The sequence below is a fragment of the Spirillospora sp. NPDC047279 genome, assembly GCF_040643285.1.
GTDB lineage: Bacteria > Actinomycetota > Actinomycetes > Streptosporangiales > Streptosporangiaceae > Spirillospora.
Genome location: NZ_JBEYUA010000010.1, coordinates 61,269 through 81,005, shown reverse-complemented (window position 1 = coordinate 81,005; position 19,737 = coordinate 61,269). Strand labels below are relative to the sequence as shown.

The following is a 19,737-nucleotide window of genomic DNA, read 5'->3' as shown; positions in this document are numbered from 1 at the left end:
TCCCCTGTGGGCTACCGTGAGCGCATGCAGACCCTCGCCGTGGATCACCCGCTCGTCGCGCACAAGCTCACGACGTTGCGGGACGTGCGAACCGACTCGCCGACGTTCCGTCGCCTGGCCGACGAGCTGGTGACGCTGCTGGCGTACGAGGCCACCCGTGACGTGCGCGTCGTTGAGGCCACCGTGCAGACGCCGCTGGAGCCGGCGCAGGGGGTCCAGCTCGCCAGTCCCAAGCCGCTCGTGGTGCCCATCCTGCGCGCCGGCCTCGGCATGCTCGACGGGATGACCCGCCTGCTGCCGACCGCCGAGGTCGGGTTCCTCGGCATGATCCGGGACGAGGGCACGCTGCAGGCCCAGACGTACGCGACGCGCCTGCCCGACGACCTCTCGGGCCGCCAGTGCTACGTCCTGGACCCGATGCTGGCGACCGGCGGCACGCTCGCGGCGGCGATCCAGCTGCTGCTCGACCGGGGCGCGAACGACGTCACCGCGCTCTGCCTGCTGGCCGCCCCCGAGGGCCTGAAGTACATGGAGCAGGCGTTCGCCGGCACGCGGGTACCGATTCGCGTGGTCACCGCCGCGGTCGACTCCCACCTCAACGAGCAGGGCTTCATCCTTCCCGGCCTCGGAGACGCTGGAGACCGCCTCTACGGCGTCGTCTGACCGCGGGGGCGTCCGGGGTGCGAGCGGGCAGCCACGGCGCGTCCTGCGCGTTCTGACGCCTGTACGGAGCGTTCCGGCCTCTGTACGTGGCGTACGTTCCCAGCCTGCAAGGCCACGAGACATGGCCGGGCCTCGATTCCGGCCGTTCGTCCGGGTTTTCCGGATCGGCCGCCGCACGGGCTTGATCCGGCTCGCACTGATCGTCGCGCTTCGTGAGCGGATGTTCGCCCGCGTGTCACCCTGGGTAATAAGCTGCTACGGAACGTCAATGATCGTTCCCCTCCGTCACCCCGGCACAGGGGACCGTTGGACCGGGGCGGCGTGAGCGAGGCTCGAGGAAGCGTGATGGCTCACCAAGGGGATGGCGAACTGCCCGGCTACGAGGAGATCGACGAACGCCTTACCGCGGAGTTCGCCGGTGTTCACGCGACGGAGACTGTTTCACGGTGTGTCGCGGCCGCCAGGCACGGTGCCGAGGAGGTCACCGGGGCCGCCGCGCCCGACCTGGTCGAACGGATCGCACGCAAGCACCTGCAGGTTCTCGCCGTCGTGGCGGCGGAGAAGCTTCGGCACGCCACGCGCACGAGTCTGGGCAACGCGCCATAGCCCTTGCTTTGTCGAGGATCGCGGCTGTGCAAAACTGACCTGGGGTCGGTGGGTCATCGTGGTCCGGGAGGCTGTCTTGCCCGCGAAGAAGTACGTCACATGGGTCGCCGTGGCCTTCGTCGCGTTCTACGTGTTCAAGCAGCCCCAAGGGGCGGCACAGTCGGTGAACAACGCGGCGAACGGCCTTGCCAACGCCGCCGATTCACTGGCGTCCTTCGTCACCGCACTCGGCTGAGGTACACATGAGACTCGTGACGCCCGGTGACTCCGCGCCGGCGTCGGTAAACAAATACCTTCTCCCGCACGAGACGCAGGTCATCACCGTGCGCCGGCACCCCGCGGTGCTGATGGTGCCGGTCGGCCTGGTCCTCGGCGGGTTGATCGTCGCCGGTGTGCTGAGCAACACCGTCGCCAGCGACGCCGGCTCGGTCATCACCTGGATCTGGTGGGGCTGGCTGATCCTGCTGGCCTGGTTCGTGTGGCGGGTGGCGGAGTGGTCGGTCGACTACTTCGTGATCACCAACCAGCGCATGTTGCTGACCACGGGCCTCATCACGCGCAAGGTCGCGATGATGCCGCTGGCCAAGGTCACCGACATGAGCTTCAAGCGCACGATCGCGGGCCGGATGCTCGGCTACGGCGAGTTCGTGCTGGAGTCGGCCGGTCAGGATCAGGCGCTTTCGGCCGTTCCCTATCTGCCGTATCCCGAGCAGCTCTATCTTGAGGTCTGCGAGATGATCTTCCCCAACAAGAACCCCTCCGACGACTGATCGCACCTCGCGCGTCCCTCCTCCGGACGCCTCGTGTACGGCCGTTCGCGGCGGGCCAGAGGTGATCACTTTTCTTACCGCTTCGTTACTCTCGATGTGCGATAACCCGCAATGTGCAATCATGTCGGCACCCCAGCCGCCTGATTACTTCCGCTAAGTGAGTCCACATGCCGGGTCCAGGCAACGTCGGCGAGCGTGTCCGCAACCTGCGGCTGACCAGACGCCTCTCGCAGGCACAGCTCGCTGGTCACGACCTCTCAGACAGCTATATATCTTTGATCGAGTCGGGCAAGAGGACGCCCACCCCGACCGTTCTTCGCATGCTCGCGGAAAGGCTCGGGTGTACTCCCGAGTACCTCGCGGAAGGCGTCGAACCAGAGCAGCGCGCCCATCTCGAGGTACGGGAGAGGCATGCACATCTCGCCCTCCTCGATGGCGACCCCGCGGGCGCCGAGACCGCGTTCGACGAGGTTCTCGCCCGCAGTGACGACCCCGACCTGACCTCCCGCGCCCGGTGGGGCCGAGCCCGCGCGCTCGAGGAGCTGGGCCGCACCGAGGCCGCCATCGCGCTCTTCGAGGAGTTGCGCGAGCAGGCCGAGCGCGACCCGGGCCGGGCCAGCTGGCTGCCGCCGGTCATCGCGCTGGCCCGCTGCTACCACACGGTCGGTGACCTCGGTCAGGCGATCGCGCTGGGCGAGCGGGCGCTGGCGCGCCTGCAGCACCTCGGCCTCACCGTCGGGCAGGAGTACACCGAGGCGGGGCGGATCCTGCTGCTCGCCTATGTGGACCGATCCGACCCCGAACGTGCGCACGCGCTGGGCCGCCGCCTGCTGGCGTCCGACGAGGCCGCGTCCGGGCAGCCCAGCACGCGCTACCGGCTGGCGAGTTCCCGGGCGCTCGAGGAGGGCGCCGTCGGCGACTCGCTCTACCTGGCCGACCAGGCGCTGGCCGTCCGCGGCGGTGCGCCGGTACGCGCCCAGGCCCTGCTCAACCTGGCCGCCGCCCGGGCCCTGCTGCGCGGCGTGACGCCGTTCAGCGCCGGCACGGTGGCCGAGCCCGAACGCGTCGCCGCCGCGGAGGCCCTCGACCTGCTGGGCGGAACGTCCGTCCTGGAGGGCGCGGAGGCCACCGAGAGCACCATCGAACGGGCCCGCGCGCTCGTTCTCGTCGGCGAGCCGGAAGCGGCGATCTCCTCGCTCGAGGAGTTCCTCGACACCGGCCTGGCGCTGTCCGCGCCCGAGGCCGTGCCCGCCCCCGAGCCGGGCGACGACCTCGCCGCGCGCCTCCGCAAGACCGTCCAGGCACGCCTGGTGCTGGCTCGCGCCCGCATCGCCCAGGACGACGGCGCCGCCGCCCTGGTGGTGCTCAACTCGGCGGGCGGCCAGATGGACGGGATTCCGCCCGGCCGTCCGGCCGCGCACATCTACCGGGAGCTCGGCGAGCTCTTCGAGGCGGCCACGGAGCCCGAGGCCGCCGCCAACGCCTACCGGCAGGCCCTGGAGGCCGTCGGCCTCCGCCCTTCACGGCCGCAGGCGGCCGCCTGCGACCTGCCCAGAGTCTGACCTAGCGGCCGGTTCGAGCCGTGGCCCCGCACCCTCACCGGGTGCGGGGCTATGGGCTTGCTCACATGGTGGGGCCTGTGACCTGGGGATATGTCAGGGTCGGGAATACAAGCACGGGTTTCATGGTCCTAACATGGAGACATGGGATGATTGGCTGACCGGAGGTCAGCGGCCGCCATCCTTTCCGGAGCAGAGGGGGGATCATGACGCTGCGCACAGCCCGGCGTTCGTCGCTGGTCGAGCAGGTGATCGACCAGTTGCGAGACGAGATCGCCACCGGGGTGTGGGCCGTCGGCGCCAAGATCCCGCCGGAGCCGGTGCTCTCCGAGAGCCTCGGCGTGGGCCGCAACACCGTCCGCGAGGCGGTCCGCGCGCTCACCCACGCCGGCCTGCTGGAATGCCGTCAGGGCGACGGCACCTACGTACGGGCCACCAGCGAGCTGTCCGGCGCGGTGCGGCGCAGGCTGGAGACCGCCGAGCTCATCGAGATCCTCGAGGTCCGGCGCGGGCTCGAGGTCGAGGCCGCGCGGCTCGCCGCCGTCCGCCGCACCGAGGCCGACATCGCCGCGATCGACGAGGCGCTGGCCCGCCGGGACGCCACCTGGGCGGGCGGAGACCACGCCGCGTTCGTCGAGGCCGACCTGGCGTTCCACACGGTCGTCGTCGAGGCCACGCACAACCAGGTGCTCACCGACCTCTACCGCGACTTCAGCGTCGCGCTCCGGGCCAGCATCGGCGCCGCAGGCAACCTCCTCCAGCACGCCGACATCCCGCACGCCCCGATCGCCGACGCGATCCGGGCCGGCGACGCCACGGCCGCGGCCCAGGCGACCCACTCCTGCCTGGACGAGATCCTCCGCTCGACCGAACGCCCGCCCGCCGACGCCGTACCGGCTCCCGTCTGACCACGGAGCCGCTTCGGCGCCCCGGCCTGATCTCCCGCGGCCGGCGTTCCCAAGGCCGGCGCCCCGGCGCCGCACCGGGCCCGGTCGTCACAGCAGGCGTCAGGCCGACGCCCGGACAGGCGAAATCATCCGCCAGAACGGCCCCGGACGGACGAGCGGCGCCCGCTGGGGCGCCCGCCCTGGCCGCCCAGTTCTCCCAGCTTGCCCCGCATATGTACGCGCACGACCCGAAGGCGATATGAGTACCTCCGCACGATTCAGCCGACCGACCTTGTTCTGGATGCTCGCCGGACTGGTCCTCCTGACCCTCAACCTGCGGGCCGCCATCACCGGCATCTCGCCGATGCTCGGCGACCTCCAGGACACGTTCGGGCTGTCCGGCGTCGAGGTGAGCGTTCTCACCACGCTGCCCGTGTTGTGCCTCGGCGTCTTCGCCTCGGTGGCGCCCGTGCTGGCGCGCCGTCTCGGCACCGAGGTCGCCATCACCGGCTCGCTCTTCATGATCACCGCCGGGATCGTGGTCCGAGTCGTCCCGTCCTCGGTCGCGCTCTTCGCCGGCACCGTCCTCGCCGGAGCGGGCATCGCGATGGGGAACGTGCTCATGCCCGCGATCATCAAGCGCTACTTCGCCGACCGGGTCGGCTCCCTCACCGGGCTCGCCATGATGCTCATGGCCGTCAGCGGCGCCATCGCCGCGGGCCTCGCCGTTCCCCTGGACAACGCCGGCGGCTGGCGGCTCGCCCTGGCCGTGTGGGCCGTCCCGTCCCTGATCGCCGCCCTCGTGTGGGGACCCATCGCCCTCCGCGGCCGCCGCACCCGCGAGCCCGCCGCGAGCACGCCCGCGACCTCCGAGCCGGGCTCGCTGCTGCGTTCCCCGCTGGCCTGGTCGGTGGCGATCTTCATGGGCATGGCGTCGCTGATGTTCTACGTCCTCATGTCCTGGCTGCCCGTGATCATGCAGGACCACGGCTTCGCCCCCGCCACGGCCGGGATGATGGTCTCCTCCATGATGATCATCGGTATCCCGCTGGGCTTCGTGGTCCCGGTGCTGGCCGCACGCCTGCGTGACCAGCGCCTCCTCGTCGTCGGCGTCGCCGCCGCCATGGTGGCCGGCCTGATCGGCATGCTGCTCGCCCCGGAAGCGGGCTGGCTCTGGGTGACCGTCCTCGGCCTCGCCACCGGCAGCGCGTTCCCGCTGGCCTACACGCTCCTCAGCCTCCGTTCCCCAACCCCCGCGGTGGCCGCCCGCCTCTCGGGCATGGCCCAGACCGGCGGCTACCTCCTCGCCGGCTTCGGCCCGCTGGCCGTCGGCGTCCTCCACAGCGTCACCGGCGGCTGGGAACTCTCCCTGATCCTCCTGCTCGCCCTGGTCGTCCCCGAAGCCATCTTCGGCCTGATGGCCGCCCGCCCCGGCTTCGTCCGCCCCTCCCGCACCCACCCCGAAGGCCACCTGGAGCACATCATCGAACCCAAAGACATCCCCACCCCAACCCCCACCCCCGCCAACGCCCGCTAACCACCCCACTCCACCCCCGGCCGCAAGACAGGCCCCCTTACCAGCCCTGCGCCAACCCCACCCGCCCCAACCCACCCGCCCATCACACCCGCCCGCCGCGCTCCCCTCGCGCTCGCCCATCATGCTCGTCTGCTGCACCTGCCCATCACGCCTGCTCATCACGCCCGCTCGCCGCGCCCGCGCGTCACGCCTGCCCGCCGCGTCCATCCGCCACGTACGTCCGCCGCGCTTGCGCGGCGTGCTCGTCTGCCGCGTACGTCTGCCGCGTACGTCTGCTTCACCTGCCCATCACGCCCGGCCCGCTGCGCCTGCGCGTTACGTCTGCCCGCTGCGTCCACCCGCCGCGCTCGTCCGCCGCGCTCGTCCGCCGCGCTCGTCCGCCGCGCTTGTTCGTCGCGTCCGTCTGCCGCGTACGTTCGCCACGTCCGTCCGCTGCGTACGCCCGTCGCGTACATCTGTCGCGCTCGCCGTCCGCCGGCCGTGCCAACAGCCAGTTACGCCAGCTGGCCGCCGCGCCAGCAGGCAGGTGCGCCGTGGGTGGACGCGCTGGCAGTGAGCCGCGCAGCCAGGCACATGCGCAGCACGCGACGGCGCAAGCAGGCAGCCGCGCTGTCGGGCAGGTGCGTAGGCAGCGGCAGGGGGCTTTTGCGGGCAGATATGCCCTACGGGCAGGCATGGCAGCCTGGCGTGCCCGAGCAGTTGCGTGGTGGTCTGGCGCGTGTACGTGCAGGTGTGAACGTCAGGCCTACAGACCAGTGGGCTCTTTGCTGCGGGCAGGCAGGTGTGAGCGCGCGGCTGGGGGAGCGGTCAGGCGGAGTCCAGGTCCAGGACTCGGGCGTGGAGGACGAGGCGTTGGTGGAGGGCCGCGCGGAGGGCTCGGTGGAGGCCGTCCTCCAGGTAGAGCTCGCCGTTCCACTGGACGACGTGCGGGAACAGGTCGCCGTAGAAGGTGGAGTCCTTGGCCAGCAGCGACTGCAGGTCGAGCTCGCGTTTGGTGCTGACGAGCTGGTCGAGCCGGACCTGGCGCGGCGGGATCTTGGCCCAGTCCCGGGACGAGAGTCCGTGCTCGGGATAGGGCCGCCCTTCGCCAACCGCCTTAAAGATCACGCCTCCGAGTTTACGGGGTCAGATGGAACCCGAGAAGGTATCGCATTGACGCGGGTCGCCGGACTGGTAGCCGGTGGTGAACCATTTGCGCCGCTGTTCGGAGGTCCCGTGGGTGAATCCGTCGGGCTGGACGTACCCCTGGGTGCGGCGCTGGATGCTGTCGTCGCCGACCGCCTCGGCGGCGCTGAGGGCCTGCCGGACGTCGGTGTCGGTGAGCTGCTCGAGGAAGCCCGTGGAGACCGCGTTCTTGGCCCAGGCGCCCGCGTAGCAGTCGGCCTGGAGCTCCACGCGCACGGCGCCGCTCTCGGCGCCTCGAGCGCTCGACCTGGACTTGCCGAGGGTGCCGAGGAGGTTTTGGACGTGGTGCCCGTACTCGTGGCCGACCACGTACGCCTGGGCGAACGGGCCGCCCTCGGCGCCGAACTGCTGCTGGAGCTGGTTGAAGAAGTTGAGGTCGAGATAGACCTTCCTGTCACCGGGGCAATAGAAGGGTCCTACGTCCGAGGTGGCGTAGCCGCAGGCCGTCTGCGTGGCCTGGCTGAAGAGCTGGGTCTTGGCCGGCGTGTAGCCGTTCAGGGTCTGCTTCCAGTAGCTCTGGATGCTGTTGACCGTTCCGACGATCCGGCAGTCCTCGGACTGGTCGGCGTCCGCCCCCGTACGGCATTTGGCGGCGAGGTCGGTGCCGGAGCCCGTCTGCTGCGCGGGCTGGTCGTTACCGCCGGTGATGTCGATGCCGAAGAAGAGTCCGACGACCAGCGCGAGGATACCGACGGCGCCGCCGCCGATCGCCAGGCCGCCCTTGGGTACGCCACGGCCGCGCGTGTCCTCCACCTGGGAGCTGTCGAGCTCAGCGTCGTCCCTGAAGTCCATGCCGGCGTTCCCCTCTGGACGCGCTGCCTGCCGCCCACGTCCCCCGTAGACGGGCTTTCCCTGCTCAGGGCCATGGCTAACGCTGCGTGACGGTCCTGCGCCCCCACGATTCGGACGCCCTAAAAGCCTCACTCCTGTCATACCGTGATATGTCCGCTCAGGAGTTCGAGGAGTTCCCCCGCCGATGTCCGTCCCCGCCGTTCCCGAGCCGTCCCGGGCGCGTTCATGACGTACGCCGAGACCGCGGTCGCCGTCGACGAGGCACCGGAGGCGAGGCGTTCACGGTTCGACCCTCGTGACAGGCCGCGGCTCGACCCGTACGTGCTGGCGGTTCTGTTCTTCGTCGCCTACGCCGTGTTGTCGGTGTCGCGCTTCGTCCAGATGGAGTCGCGCTCGTGGGACCTGGGGATCTTCGAGCAGGTCGTGCGCTCGTACGCGCACCTCGAGGCGCCGGTGGCCGATCTGAAGGGGCCCGGTTTCGCCATTCTGGGTGACCACTTCAGCCCGATCCTGATGCTGATCGCCCCGTTCTACCGGCTCTTCCCCACACCGGTGACGCTGCTCGTGGCGCAGGCGCTGCTGTTCGCCGGTTCCGTGATCCCCGTCACCCGCGTCGCCGCCCACCTGCTGGGACGTGCCCGCGGGATCGCCGTCGGAGCCGCGTTCGGCCTGTCCTGGGGCGTCCAGGGCGCGATCGACTTCGACTTCCACGAGATCTGCTTCGCGGTCCCGCTGATCGCGCTGTCCCTCGAGGCCGTCCTGCTGCGGCGCTGGCGGACGGCCCTGCTCTGGGCGATCCCGCTCCTGCTGGTCAAGGAGGACCTCGGCCTGACCGTCGCCGCGCTGGCCCTGATCGTGGTGATCCGCGCCTGGCCCGTGGACCGTTCCGCCGTCCGTCTCGGCCTGGCCGTCGCGGGCGTCGGAGTCCTGGGCTTCCTGCTCACCGTGGGAGTGATCATTCCGGCGTTCAACGCGGGCGGCGGCTACGACTACTGGTCCAAGCTCGATCCGGAGAACAGCACGCCGGGCACCGCCGTCCTCAACGGCCTCGGTGAGAAGTCGCGGACCGTCCTGTGGATCCTGGTGCCGACGACGGGCCTGCTCGCGCTCCGCTCACCGCTCCTGATCGCCGCCGTGCCGACGCTCGCCTGGCGGTTCGCCTCCCAGGAGCCGAGCCACTGGGGCACGGCCTGGCACTACGACGCCGTCCTGATGCCCATCGTCAGCCTGGCGCTCGTGGACGCGATCGCCCGCACCCGCTTCTCGTCCCGGCTCTGGCAGCGCTCCTACGCCTACCACCTGCCGTTCCTCGCCCTGGCCGTCGCGCTCGCGCTCACCACGACCCGCCCGCTGGCCATCCTCTTCCAGACCGCGACCTACACCTCCACGCCCACCGCCAAGGGCGGCGAACGGGCGCTCTCGGTGATCCCGGACGGCGCCAGCGTGGAGGCGAACGTCCGCCCCATCGCCCACCTCACGGGCAGGTGCAGGGTCCTCTGGGTCGGCAACACCGCGGGCCTCGTACCCGACTACATCGCCTATCACGACGCCGGCCAGAACGCCGAGTCTCTGATCGACTACGCCCGCGTCCTCCACCCGACCGCCACCTACAAGGTCGTCGCCCACGACACGGGCTTCTGGATCCTCCAGCGCACCTCACCCTGAACGCGGATGGCTCCAGCGACCCTGAACGAGGGAAGGCGCCAGGCCTGGACCGATCGTTGGCGACCGCGCCCTCACCCGGCTCCTGGACGTGCCGAGGGGCGGCACCCGCGCGGGTGCCGCCCCTCGATCCTTGTCAGCGCACGTCGACGTAGTCGTCCGTCGACTACTTGGTGCCCCTGTAGTAGGCCGTCGGATCGGGACTACGCGGGATCTTCGTGGTCCGAGGACGGCCAGATGGCGCGTAGCGGGCGCAAGCCCTCCTCGACGTAGTCGGAGATAGGGCGGTCACCGCCGTCGAGGTACCACTGTTCGAGGGCGGCGAAGTAGCCGAAGACCAGGGCGTTGGTGGCCACCCGAGCCTGGGTCTCGCTCAGCTGTCCGGTCGAGGCGACCAGTGGTGTGAGCCGCTGGCTCGTGCGGTCGGCCGAGGCGCAGGCGGCCATGCGCACCGACGGTTCGGTGAAGTGGTAGCGGACCCTGCGCCACGGGCCTTTGCCGGCCGGAGCGTCGTCGCCCGCGTCCTGGGAGCCGAACGAGCGCTCGGGTGCGGCCTCGTCGGCGCGGACGGCTCGGAGCAGGCTGCCGATGGGGTCGCGGGGGTCCACGATCTCGTCGAGCTCCTCCGCGCTCATGGTGTCGAACTCGTCGACGACGACGATCCCCTCCTTCGTGCCGAAGAGGCGGTAGACCGTCGAAGGCGAGACCTCGGCCGCGGCCGCGATCTCCTCGATCGTGACGGCGCCGAAGCCCTTCTCGTCGAACAGATCGAGGGCGCGTTCCTGGATGGTGTGCATGGCCTTGAGCCGCCAGCGCTCGCGAAGTCCGCTCATGTGATCAGCCTACAGGCAGTCACTATCCAGAGCATGTCACTGTCGATCAGACATTGACTGTCTGCAATTAGATTCATAGAGTCACTTGCTAGAGATAGTGACTTTCTCAACGGGGGAACGATGACCATCACCGACCTCGCCGAGGCGAGGGAGCAGTCCGCCCCGCCACCGGATACCGGTTCCACTGAGGAACAGAGCCTGGCGGCGCTCCTGCGCCCCCATGCCTGGAGCTTCGCCGCCGTGGTCGTCCTGCAGGTCTTCGGTGCCGTCGCGGGCTTGGCGCCGCTGCTGGCGGTGGTCGAGCTGGGGCGCGCGTTGTTGTCGTCCGGCCCGATCGATCACGGTCAGGTCTGGTTCGTGGTGATCGCGGGTGCGGTGGGCCTGTTCGTCCGGCTGCTGTTCACGGCCGCCTCGTCAGGGCTCGGGCACCTGCTCGACGGCCAGGTGCAACTGTCGTTCCGCCGGCGGCTGGCCGGGCGCCTGGGGCGCGTGCCGATCGGCTGGTTCTCCCGGCGCCGGACGGGCGAGCTGGCCAAGGTGGTGGGCGAGGACGTGAGCGCGGTGCATCCGTTCATCGCCCACGCGCCCGGCGAGCTCGTGTCGGCGTTCGTGGTGCCGCTGGTGTCGCTGGTCTATCTGTTCGCCGTCGACTGGCGGCTCACCCTGATCACCCTGGTCCCGGTTCTGCTGGCGGTGGCGCTGGTCCCGCTGATGATGACCCCGACCCGGCAGCGCGAGCAGAACGAGTTCGACGCGGCCATGGGCCGGATCGCCGATTCGGTCGTGGAGTTCGTCCAGGGCATCGCGGTGGTCAAGGCGTTCGGCGGAGGCGACCGCGCGCACCGCAGGTTCCTCACGGCGGTGGACGACTTCGCCGACACGTTCCTGCGCTGGGTGCGGGGCCTTTCCCCCGTCGCCGCCGGGATGCAGGTGGCCCTGTCACCGCCGTTCGTGCTGCTGGTCGTGCTGGTCGGCGGCACGGTCCTGATCACGAGAGGCGGGATGGATCCCGCCGACCTGCTGCCGTTCCTGCTGCTCGGCCTGGGGCTGACCGCCCCGGTCGCGGCGCTCGGCCACGGCTTCGACGACATGCAGGCCGCCGGGCGCGCGGTCGGCCGGATCAAGGACGTGCTCGCGGTGCGATCGCTGCCGGAGCCGGAACGTCCGATCGCGCCGCGGGGCCACCGGGTGGAGCTACGGGACGTCCGGTTCGGGTACGACGACGGCCGCGAGGTGCTGCGGGGGATCGACCTGGTGCTCGAGCCGGGCACGGTCACCGCGCTCGTCGGACCGTCCGGCAGCGGCAAATCCACACTCGTCCAGCTGCTGCCCAGGTTCTTCGACCCGACACACGGCACGATCACCCTGGGCGGTGCCGACCTGCGGGAGGTCGGCGGTCGCCGGCTCTACCAAGCGGTCTCCTTCGTCTTCCAGGACGTGCGGTTGCTGCGCGCCCCGGTGGCCGACAACATCGCGCTGGCGGTCCCGCACGCCGACCGCGATCAGGTGGTCCGCGCCGCCCGGCTGGCGGGCGTTCACGACCGGATCCTGGAGTTGCCGCACGGCTACGACACGGTGATCGGGGAGGAGGCCGGGCTGTCGGGCGGCGAGGCGCAGCGCCTCGCGCTCGCCCGCGCGCTGCTGGCCGACACCCCCGTCCTGGTGCTGGACGAGGCGACCGCGTTCGCCGATCCGATGACCGAACGGGCGGTGCGCCACGCACTGGCGAGCCTGCGCGGCGACCGGACGATCCTGGTCATCGCCCACCGGCTGGAGACCATCGCCGACGCCGACACCGTCGTCATGCTGGAGGACGGGGTGATCGTTGAGCGCGGCGCGCCCGCGGACCTCCTGGCCGGCGACGGCCCGTTCGCCGCGTTCTGGCGATCCCACCGAGGAGACGAGTAGCGATGATCCGAATGCTGCTGCGCGTGCTGGGCCATCAGTACGCCGCTCCGGTGCGCCGCACCGTGGCCCTGATGACCACCACCGCGATCCTGGAGGGCCTGTCCTACGCCCTGCTCGTCCCCGTACTGCGGGAGCTGTTCGGGAGCGACCCCGAGGACGCCTGGCCGTGGTTGATCGCGTTCGGGACCGCGGTCACGGTTTACGCGGTGCTGCGTTATATCAGCGACCTCGCCGGTTTCCGCGCCGGAACCACGCTGCTGCGCGGCACCTACCACCGGCTCGGCGACCACCTGGCCCGGCTGCCCATCGGCTGGTACGGCCCCGGCCGTGTCGGAGAAGTGTCGGTGCTCGCCAGCCGGGGCGTTCTGGAGGCGATGAGCGTGATCGCGCACCTGCTCGCCCCGTTCGTCTCGGCCTCGGTGACCCCGCTGACGATCGTCGTGGTGATGCTGGCGTTCAGCTGGAAGCTGGGGCTGGCCGCACTGGTCGCCGTCCCGCTCGTGGCGGCGATCCAGGCGTGGACGGGCCGCGCGATGGCCGCCGCCGACGCCGAACGCCACGAACGCGACCAGCAGGCCACCGGCCGGGTCATCGAATACCTCCAGGCCCAGCCGGTGCTGCGGGCCGGTGGCCGCACCACCGAACGCTTCGGCCTGCTGGACGACTCGCTGCGCGGCCTCCAGCGCGCCTCCCGCCGATCCGCGCTGTCGGCCCTGCCCGGCGTCGTCGGCCTCACGCTCACCGTGCAGGCGATGTTCACCGTGCTGCTGGCCATGGGCGCCTACCTGGCGCTGGGCGGGAGTGTCGGCGCGGCCGAGGCCCTGGCGATCCTGGTGCTGGCGGCCCGCTGCGCCGACCCCCTCCTGTCACTGGCCGACCTAGGCGGCCGGCTCCGCAGCGCACGCGCCCAGCTGGCACGGCTGGACGCACTGCTGCGCACCGAGCCGTTGCCGGAGCCCAGCGACCCCGTCCGGCCGGAACGCCACGACCTGGAGTTCGACGCCGTCGCCTTCCGGCACGGCGACCGTACGGTGATCGACGGTCTGACGCTGACGGTGCCCCAGGGCGGGCGGTTCGCGATCGTCGGCCCCTCCGGCGCGGGCAAGAGCACCCTGCTCCAGTTGCTCGCGCGGTTCCACGACGTGAACGAGGGCGCGGTGCGCGTCGGCGGCGTGGACGTCCGCGATATCGACACCGGGACCCTGATGGAGCGGATCGCCATCGTCTTCCAGGACGTCTACCTCTTCGACGGCACGATCGAGGACAACATCCGCCTCGGCCGCCCCGGCGCCACCGGCGCCGAAGTCCGCGCGGCGGCCACGGCGGCGCGCCTGGACGAGGTGATCGAACGGCTCCCCGGCGGCTGGACCACCGACGTCGGCGAAGGCGGCGCACTGCTGTCGGGCGGCGAACGCCAGCGCGTCTCCATCGCCCGTGCCCTGCTGAAGGACGCCCCCATCGTCCTGCTGGACGAGGTCACCTCCGCCCTGGACCCGATCAACGAAGCCGCCGTCCAACAGGGCATCCAGCGCCTGATGGCGGGCCGCACGGTGGTGATGGTCGCCCACCGCATGCGCACCGTCCAGACCGCCGACCGCGTCGTCTTCCTCGACAACGGCCGCATCGTCGAAGAAGGCACCCACCACGACCTGCTGAACCGAGGCGCCCGCTACGCCGAATTCTGGGACCTCTCCCCGACCCCGACCCCGAGCAACTAGGAACCCACCCGACGCCAGGCGCCCGGTCGACCGTCCCGCAGCGGCCGAATCGAGACTGGAACTGAGACTGAACGCGTCGAGGGCGGCACCTGCACAGGTGCCGCCCTCGACGTTCTTGCTGATCAAGCTGGCGGAGGATACGAGATTCGAACTCGTGAGGGGTTGCCCCCAACACGCTTTCCAAGTCTGTAGATCACCGTCCACCCATGATCGCGCTCATCCGAATCGCCAGCTCATCGGTCATCTCGCTCATTGCCACGGTCGCCAGCGAACTCGCCTGAACACCCCCGGACAACGTCCAAATGAGACCCGAACTGAGACCCTGCATCTGCCGGCCACGATGACGCCATGGAGGACCGAGAGTCCCCCAGAGCAGGGATAGCCTGCTGCCGGACCTGGCCGACCTTCTGATCCGTAGAAAGATCAGAGGCATCCAGGCCCGTCCACACCCGTCCTCTGACCAGCGACGCAGCCTCCCGCATGTCCACGCCAGTCCAAGGTCATCCAGCGCCGTTGTTAGCACCCGCGTTAGCACGCGCACCGCCCCGGAGGGCGCGCCCGCGCGAACGGCGAGACGGTGTGACAGACAGATTCGCGCGGGCGTGCCCTCCGGCTCGCGGGGGGCTGGGGGCTGCGAAGCCCCCGCTTCGGACACGCTGAGCCCAGGCTTCCCGGACAAAGCGCCACCGCCTCCGGAAGGAGGGGCGGCGGCGTCCACTAATGGACAGGCGAGCGGCCATGTTGTCTCAGGTGCCGCCCAAAGATCTTGTGAGATAATGTATCTGAGCGCTATTCATGATCGATTGAGGCAGCATCATGCAAATAGCTTTCTTCGATTCCGGACACGACGAGCTAACAAGCCAGAGAAAAGGCAGCTTCTTTGAAGCCTTTACCAAGCGCCTTGTTGAACTTTCTGGATACAAAGACGTCCAACTTAGAAGCAAGCGATCCAGCCTCGAATATGACATAGAGGCGACTTCTAAGCTGCATGATCGGCCCTTGCTTGGCGAAGCCAAGGCACACGAAGCTTCTATGTCAGGAAAGGAAGCTTCCGCCTTTGTTGGCAAACTACTTCCTGTCGCACTACAGGGTAAGGGTCTAGACGGGCTCTTTATATCAACCTCACCTTTTACTCCGGAGGGCGAGGATTATCTCCGGTCTGTCAGGGGAGGGGCCCTGGCTCAGACTGGTATTAATCTTCGCACGTTGGTTGGCGACGAGATCGTCAAGTTCCTGGAGATCAACAATATTTGCATAAGCGAGGATCGGCTACGCAATGCCGCCCGTGCAACTACGGGCCTTGAGCCATGTGACACCTGGCTGGTAGTTGGTCAACGCGGTGACTTTCTGCTTGCGACTTGTGGCAATAGTGTGGCCTCTCCTCCAACCCATTTTGCCACCTTTTCTTTGGCTGGCGAGGTCCTCAATCTGCTTCCCGACGAGGTGAAGCGGCTCGCCTCACAAGTTGCCGACTTGCAAGGACTGACTTACTCCACGAAGATTGCTGGTAGCGAGTACGGCACTAGCGAACGGCATACCTTGCCACCGATTGTGGCTGGAGCTGGATGGTTCGACTACAAGTTTCCTAGCCCTCCTGAGTGCTTCATCGGTCGAAATCGTGCGCTAGTAGAGATCGGACGATTCATCGAGCAAGTTCAGAATGAGTCGACCGCGCTCAGGGCGGTGCAGATTTTGAGCCGTTCCGGTGTGGGAAAGAGTTCCCTGCTACTGAAATTGGCCGATACTGAAGCGGCAGAAATCGCGGTCACAGTGGATGGGCGCAATCTGCGCACTCCCTCCGACCTGCGACTGATGGCGGTGGAGTTGGTAAACAAAGCCCGCCAGGCAGATCTTTCGAGTCTGTCTGAAGTCATCGGCTTCCCACGCACACAGGAAGAGGTCCCCGAAACTTTCCATATAGTAGGGGAGGCCTTGCGGAAAGAGGGCAAAGTAGCTCTGCTCCAAGTCGACCAGTTCGAAGCGCTTCTTTCGAGGCCGGCGGTATTTCAGTCACTACTTGACCTGGTGCTTTCGTGCACCACTTGGGCGGCACCTCTTGTGTGGGTCATGGCGCGAAAGAACGATCTTGCGGCTACCTACGATGAGGGAGCAGCCATCGATCTCGCGCAGTTGAACCAGGTCAGTCAGCCCATACGCCTGGACGACTTCACGCCCTCTGAAGAGCAAGTACTTCTCGATCGACTCACCGAGGAACTCGGTGGAAAGCTATCCCGCGAACTTTCAGAGGCGATACTCACTTTTTCTTCAGGCTTTCCTTGGCTACTGAAGCGAATCTGCGCCCACGTCATATCGATGAGCAAGGATGGAGCAAGCCAAGCGGAGTTGAGCAGGGGAGGCCTGCGCGCAGAAGATCTATTCAATGAGGACCTAGCAGGCCTGGAGGAAGCAGATAAAGCCCTTCTCCGCACTTTCGCTGCGCATATGCCGAACACGGCGAGCGAGCTAGCCCGTAGGCTTGAGGGCGAGGTGGGATTGGATCGCCTCACTCATAAGTTGAACGACTTCCTAGGGCATAAGCTACTGCGCCTTTCGGGAGACGTCTACGACACCTACAATGACGTCTTCAAAGCCTATCTCCTGACAGAGCGCGTGCCTTTCCAGACGCGCTATGTCTTCCGGGTGACACCCGGGCCATCACTCGACCTTCTCCTGAAGATCGCCGAGGATGGACCAATGGAGATCGGGCCTTTTATGCGGCATATCGGTGGCAATTCCACCGCCACTTCAAACAAACTCCGAGAGCTCCGACTACTCGGCATGCTTGATCCTCAAGCGGGGAAAGTATCTCTCTCAGCAGACGCAGCCACCGCCCTTGATAGCGATACAATGGGTGACTATCTAAGGCGAGCTCTGCGCAGTAACGCTCTTGTTGGCAGAGTAATGGACTTGGTTGCCCAACATGGGTCCGTCTCCCTTAGCGAGGTAGAAAGACTACTGCGGTCCGAACTGCCGCACATCCGGGCCAGCGATAACACGTGGTCAACCTATGCAAGCACTCTTGCGAACTGGATTAGATATGCGGGAATGGTCGACATCGAGGGCGACCTGATCCGCCAACGAGAGTCCTTTTCCGACGATCTTGTCCTCAGGAGAGAGTTCAATCTAGGCAACTTCACGCCGGGTGCTTTCATTCCTTCCGTTAGACCCAATAAGGTCAGGCAACTCGTCGAGCGCTTGCAGCAGCAGCCCACAGGGCGCAACGATCTTCGCTCATTCCTGTCAAGGAATATCGTTGCAGCCACCTTGCGCGATGCGAAATCACTCGGTCTCGTGGACGACACAGGCGAGTTCATCTCCCTAGCGCCTCAGGGCCGCGCCATGGCCGCTCGCGCGGACTCGGTATCTGACCGAGACATAGCCATGCTTGCATTGGCGAAACCCAACATTGCGGCGCTTCTACAAGCGGTCGAATCCGCAGGACTTGTCACACCCGAGGAGCAGCGCGAGATCTTGGCTAGATTCGGAAATGCCAATTGGGCGGAGGGTACTTGGAAGTGGCGAATTGGGATCATTAATTCTTGGGTTACGGCCTCCGGACAAGCTAAGTCCAGCCGTGGAGGTTTGAAACCATGCCCGTGAAGCTCGTATCCACAAAAGCGGACGAGCGACGCGGCGCGACGGGACCGGACGGAACAGGCCGCACGCCCGGCGCGCCGGGGCGGGCGGCCGCCGGCGACGCGAAGCGGCGCCCTTGAAGACGTAATGAAAGTTCTCATCTGGGGGTGGCTGGACATCCCCGCCACCGGGAAGATCAGAGGCTCTGGCTACCATCCGCTGGTGACCATGATCCCCCCACCGGAGCTCCGCCCCAAGCCGCCGACTGTCCTTACTGCGTTGACGGACACGCGTTTCACGACTCTCGTTACGCCGTTAGTGGTCTCGTGGATCTACCGAGGGTGCATGGTCGTGGTCGCGATGATGACGGTGTGGTGGATGCTGCTGTCGGTGGCCGTCATGACGTGGCGGAACGGTTGGATGTGGGGTGTCCTCGGCCTGGCTGCCTCGCCGGTGCTTGGTCTGGTGCTGGTGTTGATCGTTCGGGTGGTTTGTGAGGCTGTGCTTGTCCGGTTCCACCGGCGCGGTTAGGGCTGCGGTTGGGGGCGGGCGAGGCGTAGGACCAGGCGGGCGACCTCGAATACCTGGGTGGCTTCACCCAGGATCTGGCAGCCTGCGTCACCTGGGATGCAGAAGTACAGAGGGCCGTGCCAGGGCTGGGCGTGGCAGGCGACGTTCAATCGCTGTTCGACGGCCAGGCGTTGGACTCCCGCGCCGGTGAGTTCGACTTGGGCGCCGCCCTGGCGGAGTTTCTCGCTCAGGGCTTCCAGGCGTTCCCGCTCGGGGCTTGCGGCGCTCATGGCGTCGCCTCCAGGTGGCCTTTGATGGCGGTCAGGGCTTCATAGGGCTTGTCCGCCTCGCAGATTGGGGTGGCGCCGGTCCAGTGGAACCACAGGCGGTTGCCGTCACTGCGGCGGGGCTGACACCACACGCGCACGGGGCGGACGTTGAGGCCGGCGGACGCGACCAGGAAGCCGTTGTGCACGATGGCGGTGTAGTCCTGGCCACGGAGTAGCCGCGCCAGAGTTTCGACCGCGTCCTGTCGCGGGTTGACGTGCTGATCGGTGTCGGCCTCTCGGGGCCGATCCAGGGATGCCACTGAAACCCTCCTCACCTGCCGGAACTGCGTTACTGGAACGCTAGGTTCACGGCCTGTGCAGGGCCTACGAGTGTGGCGGAGTGTGGCACGCGAGTTTCAGGCCAGGCGGTTTGCGGTTTTGGCGAGCTGGGCTCGGGCCGCTGCGCCGTAGACGGCCAGTTCGGCGAACTCCTCGAAGACAGCGGCATACTGAGCGATCTCGGCGGGCTGTGTGATGGTCAGCCAGCCGGAGACGGTCTCGACGGTGACGCGGTCCTGGTCGAACATCCAGAAACCCTCGACTGGCCAGTGCTCGCGGTCGACATCGGCCGGGATGATGCCGAGGGACACGCTCGGCAGCGTCGTCACGTGCTCCAGGCGCGCGAGCTGGTCGCGCGCGACCTCGGCGCCGCCGAGGCGGGTCCAGATGGCCGACTCCTCCAAGAGGAACGCGAAGCGGTGTGCGCCTTGGTGCAGGACTCGTTGCCTGGAGATACGGGCGGCTACGGCCTCGTCCAGGTCAGCGCTGGGGACGTTGCGGAACGAGCCGACCTTGGTGAGGACCGCGCGCACGTAGCCGGGGGTCTGGAGCAGGCCGGGCACGATGCCGGGCTCGTAGACGCGGAAGACGCGCGTGCGCTCGTACAGGGCCGCGCGGGTCTCTTGCAGCCGTCGCAGGCCGGAACGCTGGAGGCGCTTCCACTCCACGAACGCGCCCTCAACGGCGCGCAGCGACGCAATCAGGTCGTCGGTCTGGTCCTCGGCGCCGCACACGCAGCACCACGTCCGAATGTCTTGGGAGTTGGGGGCGCGGGCTGCGTGCTCGATCTTGCTGACCTTGGTGCGGTCCCAACCGGCCGCCGCCGCCAGGCCGCGACCGGTCAGACCCGCATCTAGACGCAGCTCACGAAGTCGATCGGCCAGCACCTGCCGCGCCTGTTGAGCGCTGGACGATGGCGATGT

General features: G+C 68.1%; 18 protein-coding genes. 12 read left to right on the top strand and 6 right to left on the bottom strand.

The genetic code is table 11. The features are described from left to right. Positions 1-24: 24 nt before the first annotated feature. The 7 genes from upp (at position 25) to ABZ810_RS25515 (ending at position 6,022) form a co-directional block, all read left to right on the top strand. The gene (gene upp / locus ABZ810_RS25545) at positions 25-663 is read left to right on the top strand and encodes a uracil phosphoribosyltransferase (RefSeq protein WP_358407226.1); all 639 of its coding nucleotides are present in this window, start codon (positions 25-27) and stop codon (positions 661-663) included. A gap of 345 nt (positions 664-1,008) precedes the next feature. Beyond that, on the top strand, positions 1,009-1,269 hold the full coding sequence (locus ABZ810_RS25540) for a hypothetical protein (protein WP_358407224.1): 261 nt from the start codon (positions 1,009-1,011) through the stop codon (positions 1,267-1,269). Positions 1,270-1,345: 76 nt separating this feature from the next. Next, the gene (locus ABZ810_RS25535) at positions 1,346-1,504 is read left to right on the top strand and encodes a hypothetical protein (RefSeq protein WP_358407223.1); all 159 of its coding nucleotides are present in this window, start codon (positions 1,346-1,348) and stop codon (positions 1,502-1,504) included. Between the two features lie 7 nt (positions 1,505-1,511). Then, complete coding sequence (locus ABZ810_RS25530; RefSeq protein WP_358407220.1) at positions 1,512-2,039, top strand: PH domain-containing protein; 528 nt, start codon at positions 1,512-1,514, stop codon at positions 2,037-2,039. Between the two features lie 167 nt (positions 2,040-2,206). Beyond that, on the top strand, positions 2,207-3,601 hold the full coding sequence (locus tag ABZ810_RS25525; RefSeq protein WP_358407219.1) for a helix-turn-helix domain-containing protein: 1,395 nt from the start codon (positions 2,207-2,209) through the stop codon (positions 3,599-3,601). A gap of 203 nt (positions 3,602-3,804) precedes the next feature. Continuing rightward, on the top strand, positions 3,805-4,506 hold the full coding sequence (locus ABZ810_RS25520; RefSeq protein WP_358407217.1) for a FadR/GntR family transcriptional regulator: 702 nt from the start codon (positions 3,805-3,807) through the stop codon (positions 4,504-4,506). 280 nt (positions 4,507-4,786) lie between these two features. Next, positions 4,787-6,022: an MFS transporter gene (locus tag ABZ810_RS25515; RefSeq protein ID WP_358407215.1), complete on the top strand. Its 1,236-nt coding sequence runs from the start codon at positions 4,787-4,789 to the stop codon at positions 6,020-6,022. A gap of 807 nt (positions 6,023-6,829) precedes the next feature. On the opposite strand, the gene ABZ810_RS25510 is transcribed toward ABZ810_RS25515, so the two are convergent. Further along, positions 6,830-7,129 (bottom strand): type II toxin-antitoxin system VapB family antitoxin, encoded by a 300-nt coding sequence (locus tag ABZ810_RS25510; RefSeq protein WP_358407212.1) that lies wholly within the window; start codon positions 7,127-7,129, stop codon positions 6,830-6,832. Positions 7,130-7,147: 18 nt separating this feature from the next. Next, positions 7,148-7,999 carry a neutral zinc metallopeptidase gene (locus ABZ810_RS25505; RefSeq protein ID WP_358407210.1) on the bottom strand — a complete coding sequence of 284 codons (852 nt, stop codon included), beginning with the start codon at positions 7,997-7,999 and terminating at the stop codon, positions 7,148-7,150. Positions 8,000-8,224: 225 nt separating this feature from the next. Here ABZ810_RS25505 and ABZ810_RS25500 point away from each other — a divergent pair, with 225 nt between their 5' ends. Further along, a complete protein-coding gene (locus ABZ810_RS25500) occupies positions 8,225-9,664 on the top strand; it encodes a DUF2079 domain-containing protein (protein WP_358407207.1) in 1,440 nt (479 codons plus the stop codon). A gap of 200 nt (positions 9,665-9,864) precedes the next feature. On the opposite strand, the gene ABZ810_RS25495 is transcribed toward ABZ810_RS25500, so the two are convergent. Then, positions 9,865-10,494 carry a helix-turn-helix domain-containing protein gene (locus ABZ810_RS25495; RefSeq protein ID WP_358407205.1) on the bottom strand — a complete coding sequence of 210 codons (630 nt, stop codon included), beginning with the start codon at positions 10,492-10,494 and terminating at the stop codon, positions 9,865-9,867. A 120-nt stretch (positions 10,495-10,614) separates the two neighbouring features. On the opposite strand from ABZ810_RS25495, the gene ABZ810_RS25490 reads away from it, so the two are divergent. The 4 genes from ABZ810_RS25490 (at position 10,615) to ABZ810_RS25475 (ending at position 18,227) form a co-directional block, all read left to right on the top strand. Continuing rightward, positions 10,615-12,402 carry an ABC transporter ATP-binding protein gene (locus ABZ810_RS25490; protein WP_358407203.1) on the top strand — a complete coding sequence of 596 codons (1,788 nt, stop codon included), beginning with the start codon at positions 10,615-10,617 and terminating at the stop codon, positions 12,400-12,402. 2 nt (positions 12,403-12,404) lie between these two features. Then, complete coding sequence (locus tag ABZ810_RS25485; protein WP_358407200.1) at positions 12,405-14,120, top strand: ABC transporter ATP-binding protein; 1,716 nt, start codon at positions 12,405-12,407, stop codon at positions 14,118-14,120. 816 nt (positions 14,121-14,936) lie between these two features. Next, positions 14,937-17,720: a restriction endonuclease gene (locus ABZ810_RS25480; protein WP_358407198.1), complete on the top strand. Its 2,784-nt coding sequence runs from the start codon at positions 14,937-14,939 to the stop codon at positions 17,718-17,720. A 123-nt stretch (positions 17,721-17,843) separates the two neighbouring features. Continuing rightward, positions 17,844-18,227 (top strand): DUF4282 domain-containing protein, encoded by a 384-nt coding sequence (locus tag ABZ810_RS25475; protein ID WP_358407195.1) that lies wholly within the window; start codon positions 17,844-17,846, stop codon positions 18,225-18,227. Here ABZ810_RS25475 and ABZ810_RS25470 read toward each other — a convergent pair. The 3 genes from ABZ810_RS25470 to ABZ810_RS25460 all read right to left on the bottom strand — a co-directional run bounded on the left by ABZ810_RS25470 (position 18,224) and on the right by ABZ810_RS25460 (position 19,701). Continuing rightward, on the bottom strand, positions 18,224-18,496 hold the full coding sequence (locus tag ABZ810_RS25470) for a hypothetical protein (RefSeq protein ID WP_358407193.1): 273 nt from the start codon (positions 18,494-18,496) through the stop codon (positions 18,224-18,226). The two genes, ABZ810_RS25475 and ABZ810_RS25470, sit on opposite strands and share 4 nt — an antisense overlap. Next, entirely contained in the window at positions 18,493-18,795 is a 303-nt protein-coding gene (locus ABZ810_RS25465) for a hypothetical protein (RefSeq protein ID WP_358407192.1), read from the bottom strand. The genes ABZ810_RS25470 and ABZ810_RS25465 overlap by 4 nt, the downstream gene beginning before the upstream one ends. Before the next feature lie 96 nt (positions 18,796-18,891). After that, positions 18,892-19,701: a helix-turn-helix transcriptional regulator gene (locus ABZ810_RS25460; RefSeq protein ID WP_358407189.1), complete on the bottom strand. Its 810-nt coding sequence runs from the start codon at positions 19,699-19,701 to the stop codon at positions 18,892-18,894. Positions 19,702-19,737 lie beyond the last annotated feature (36 nt).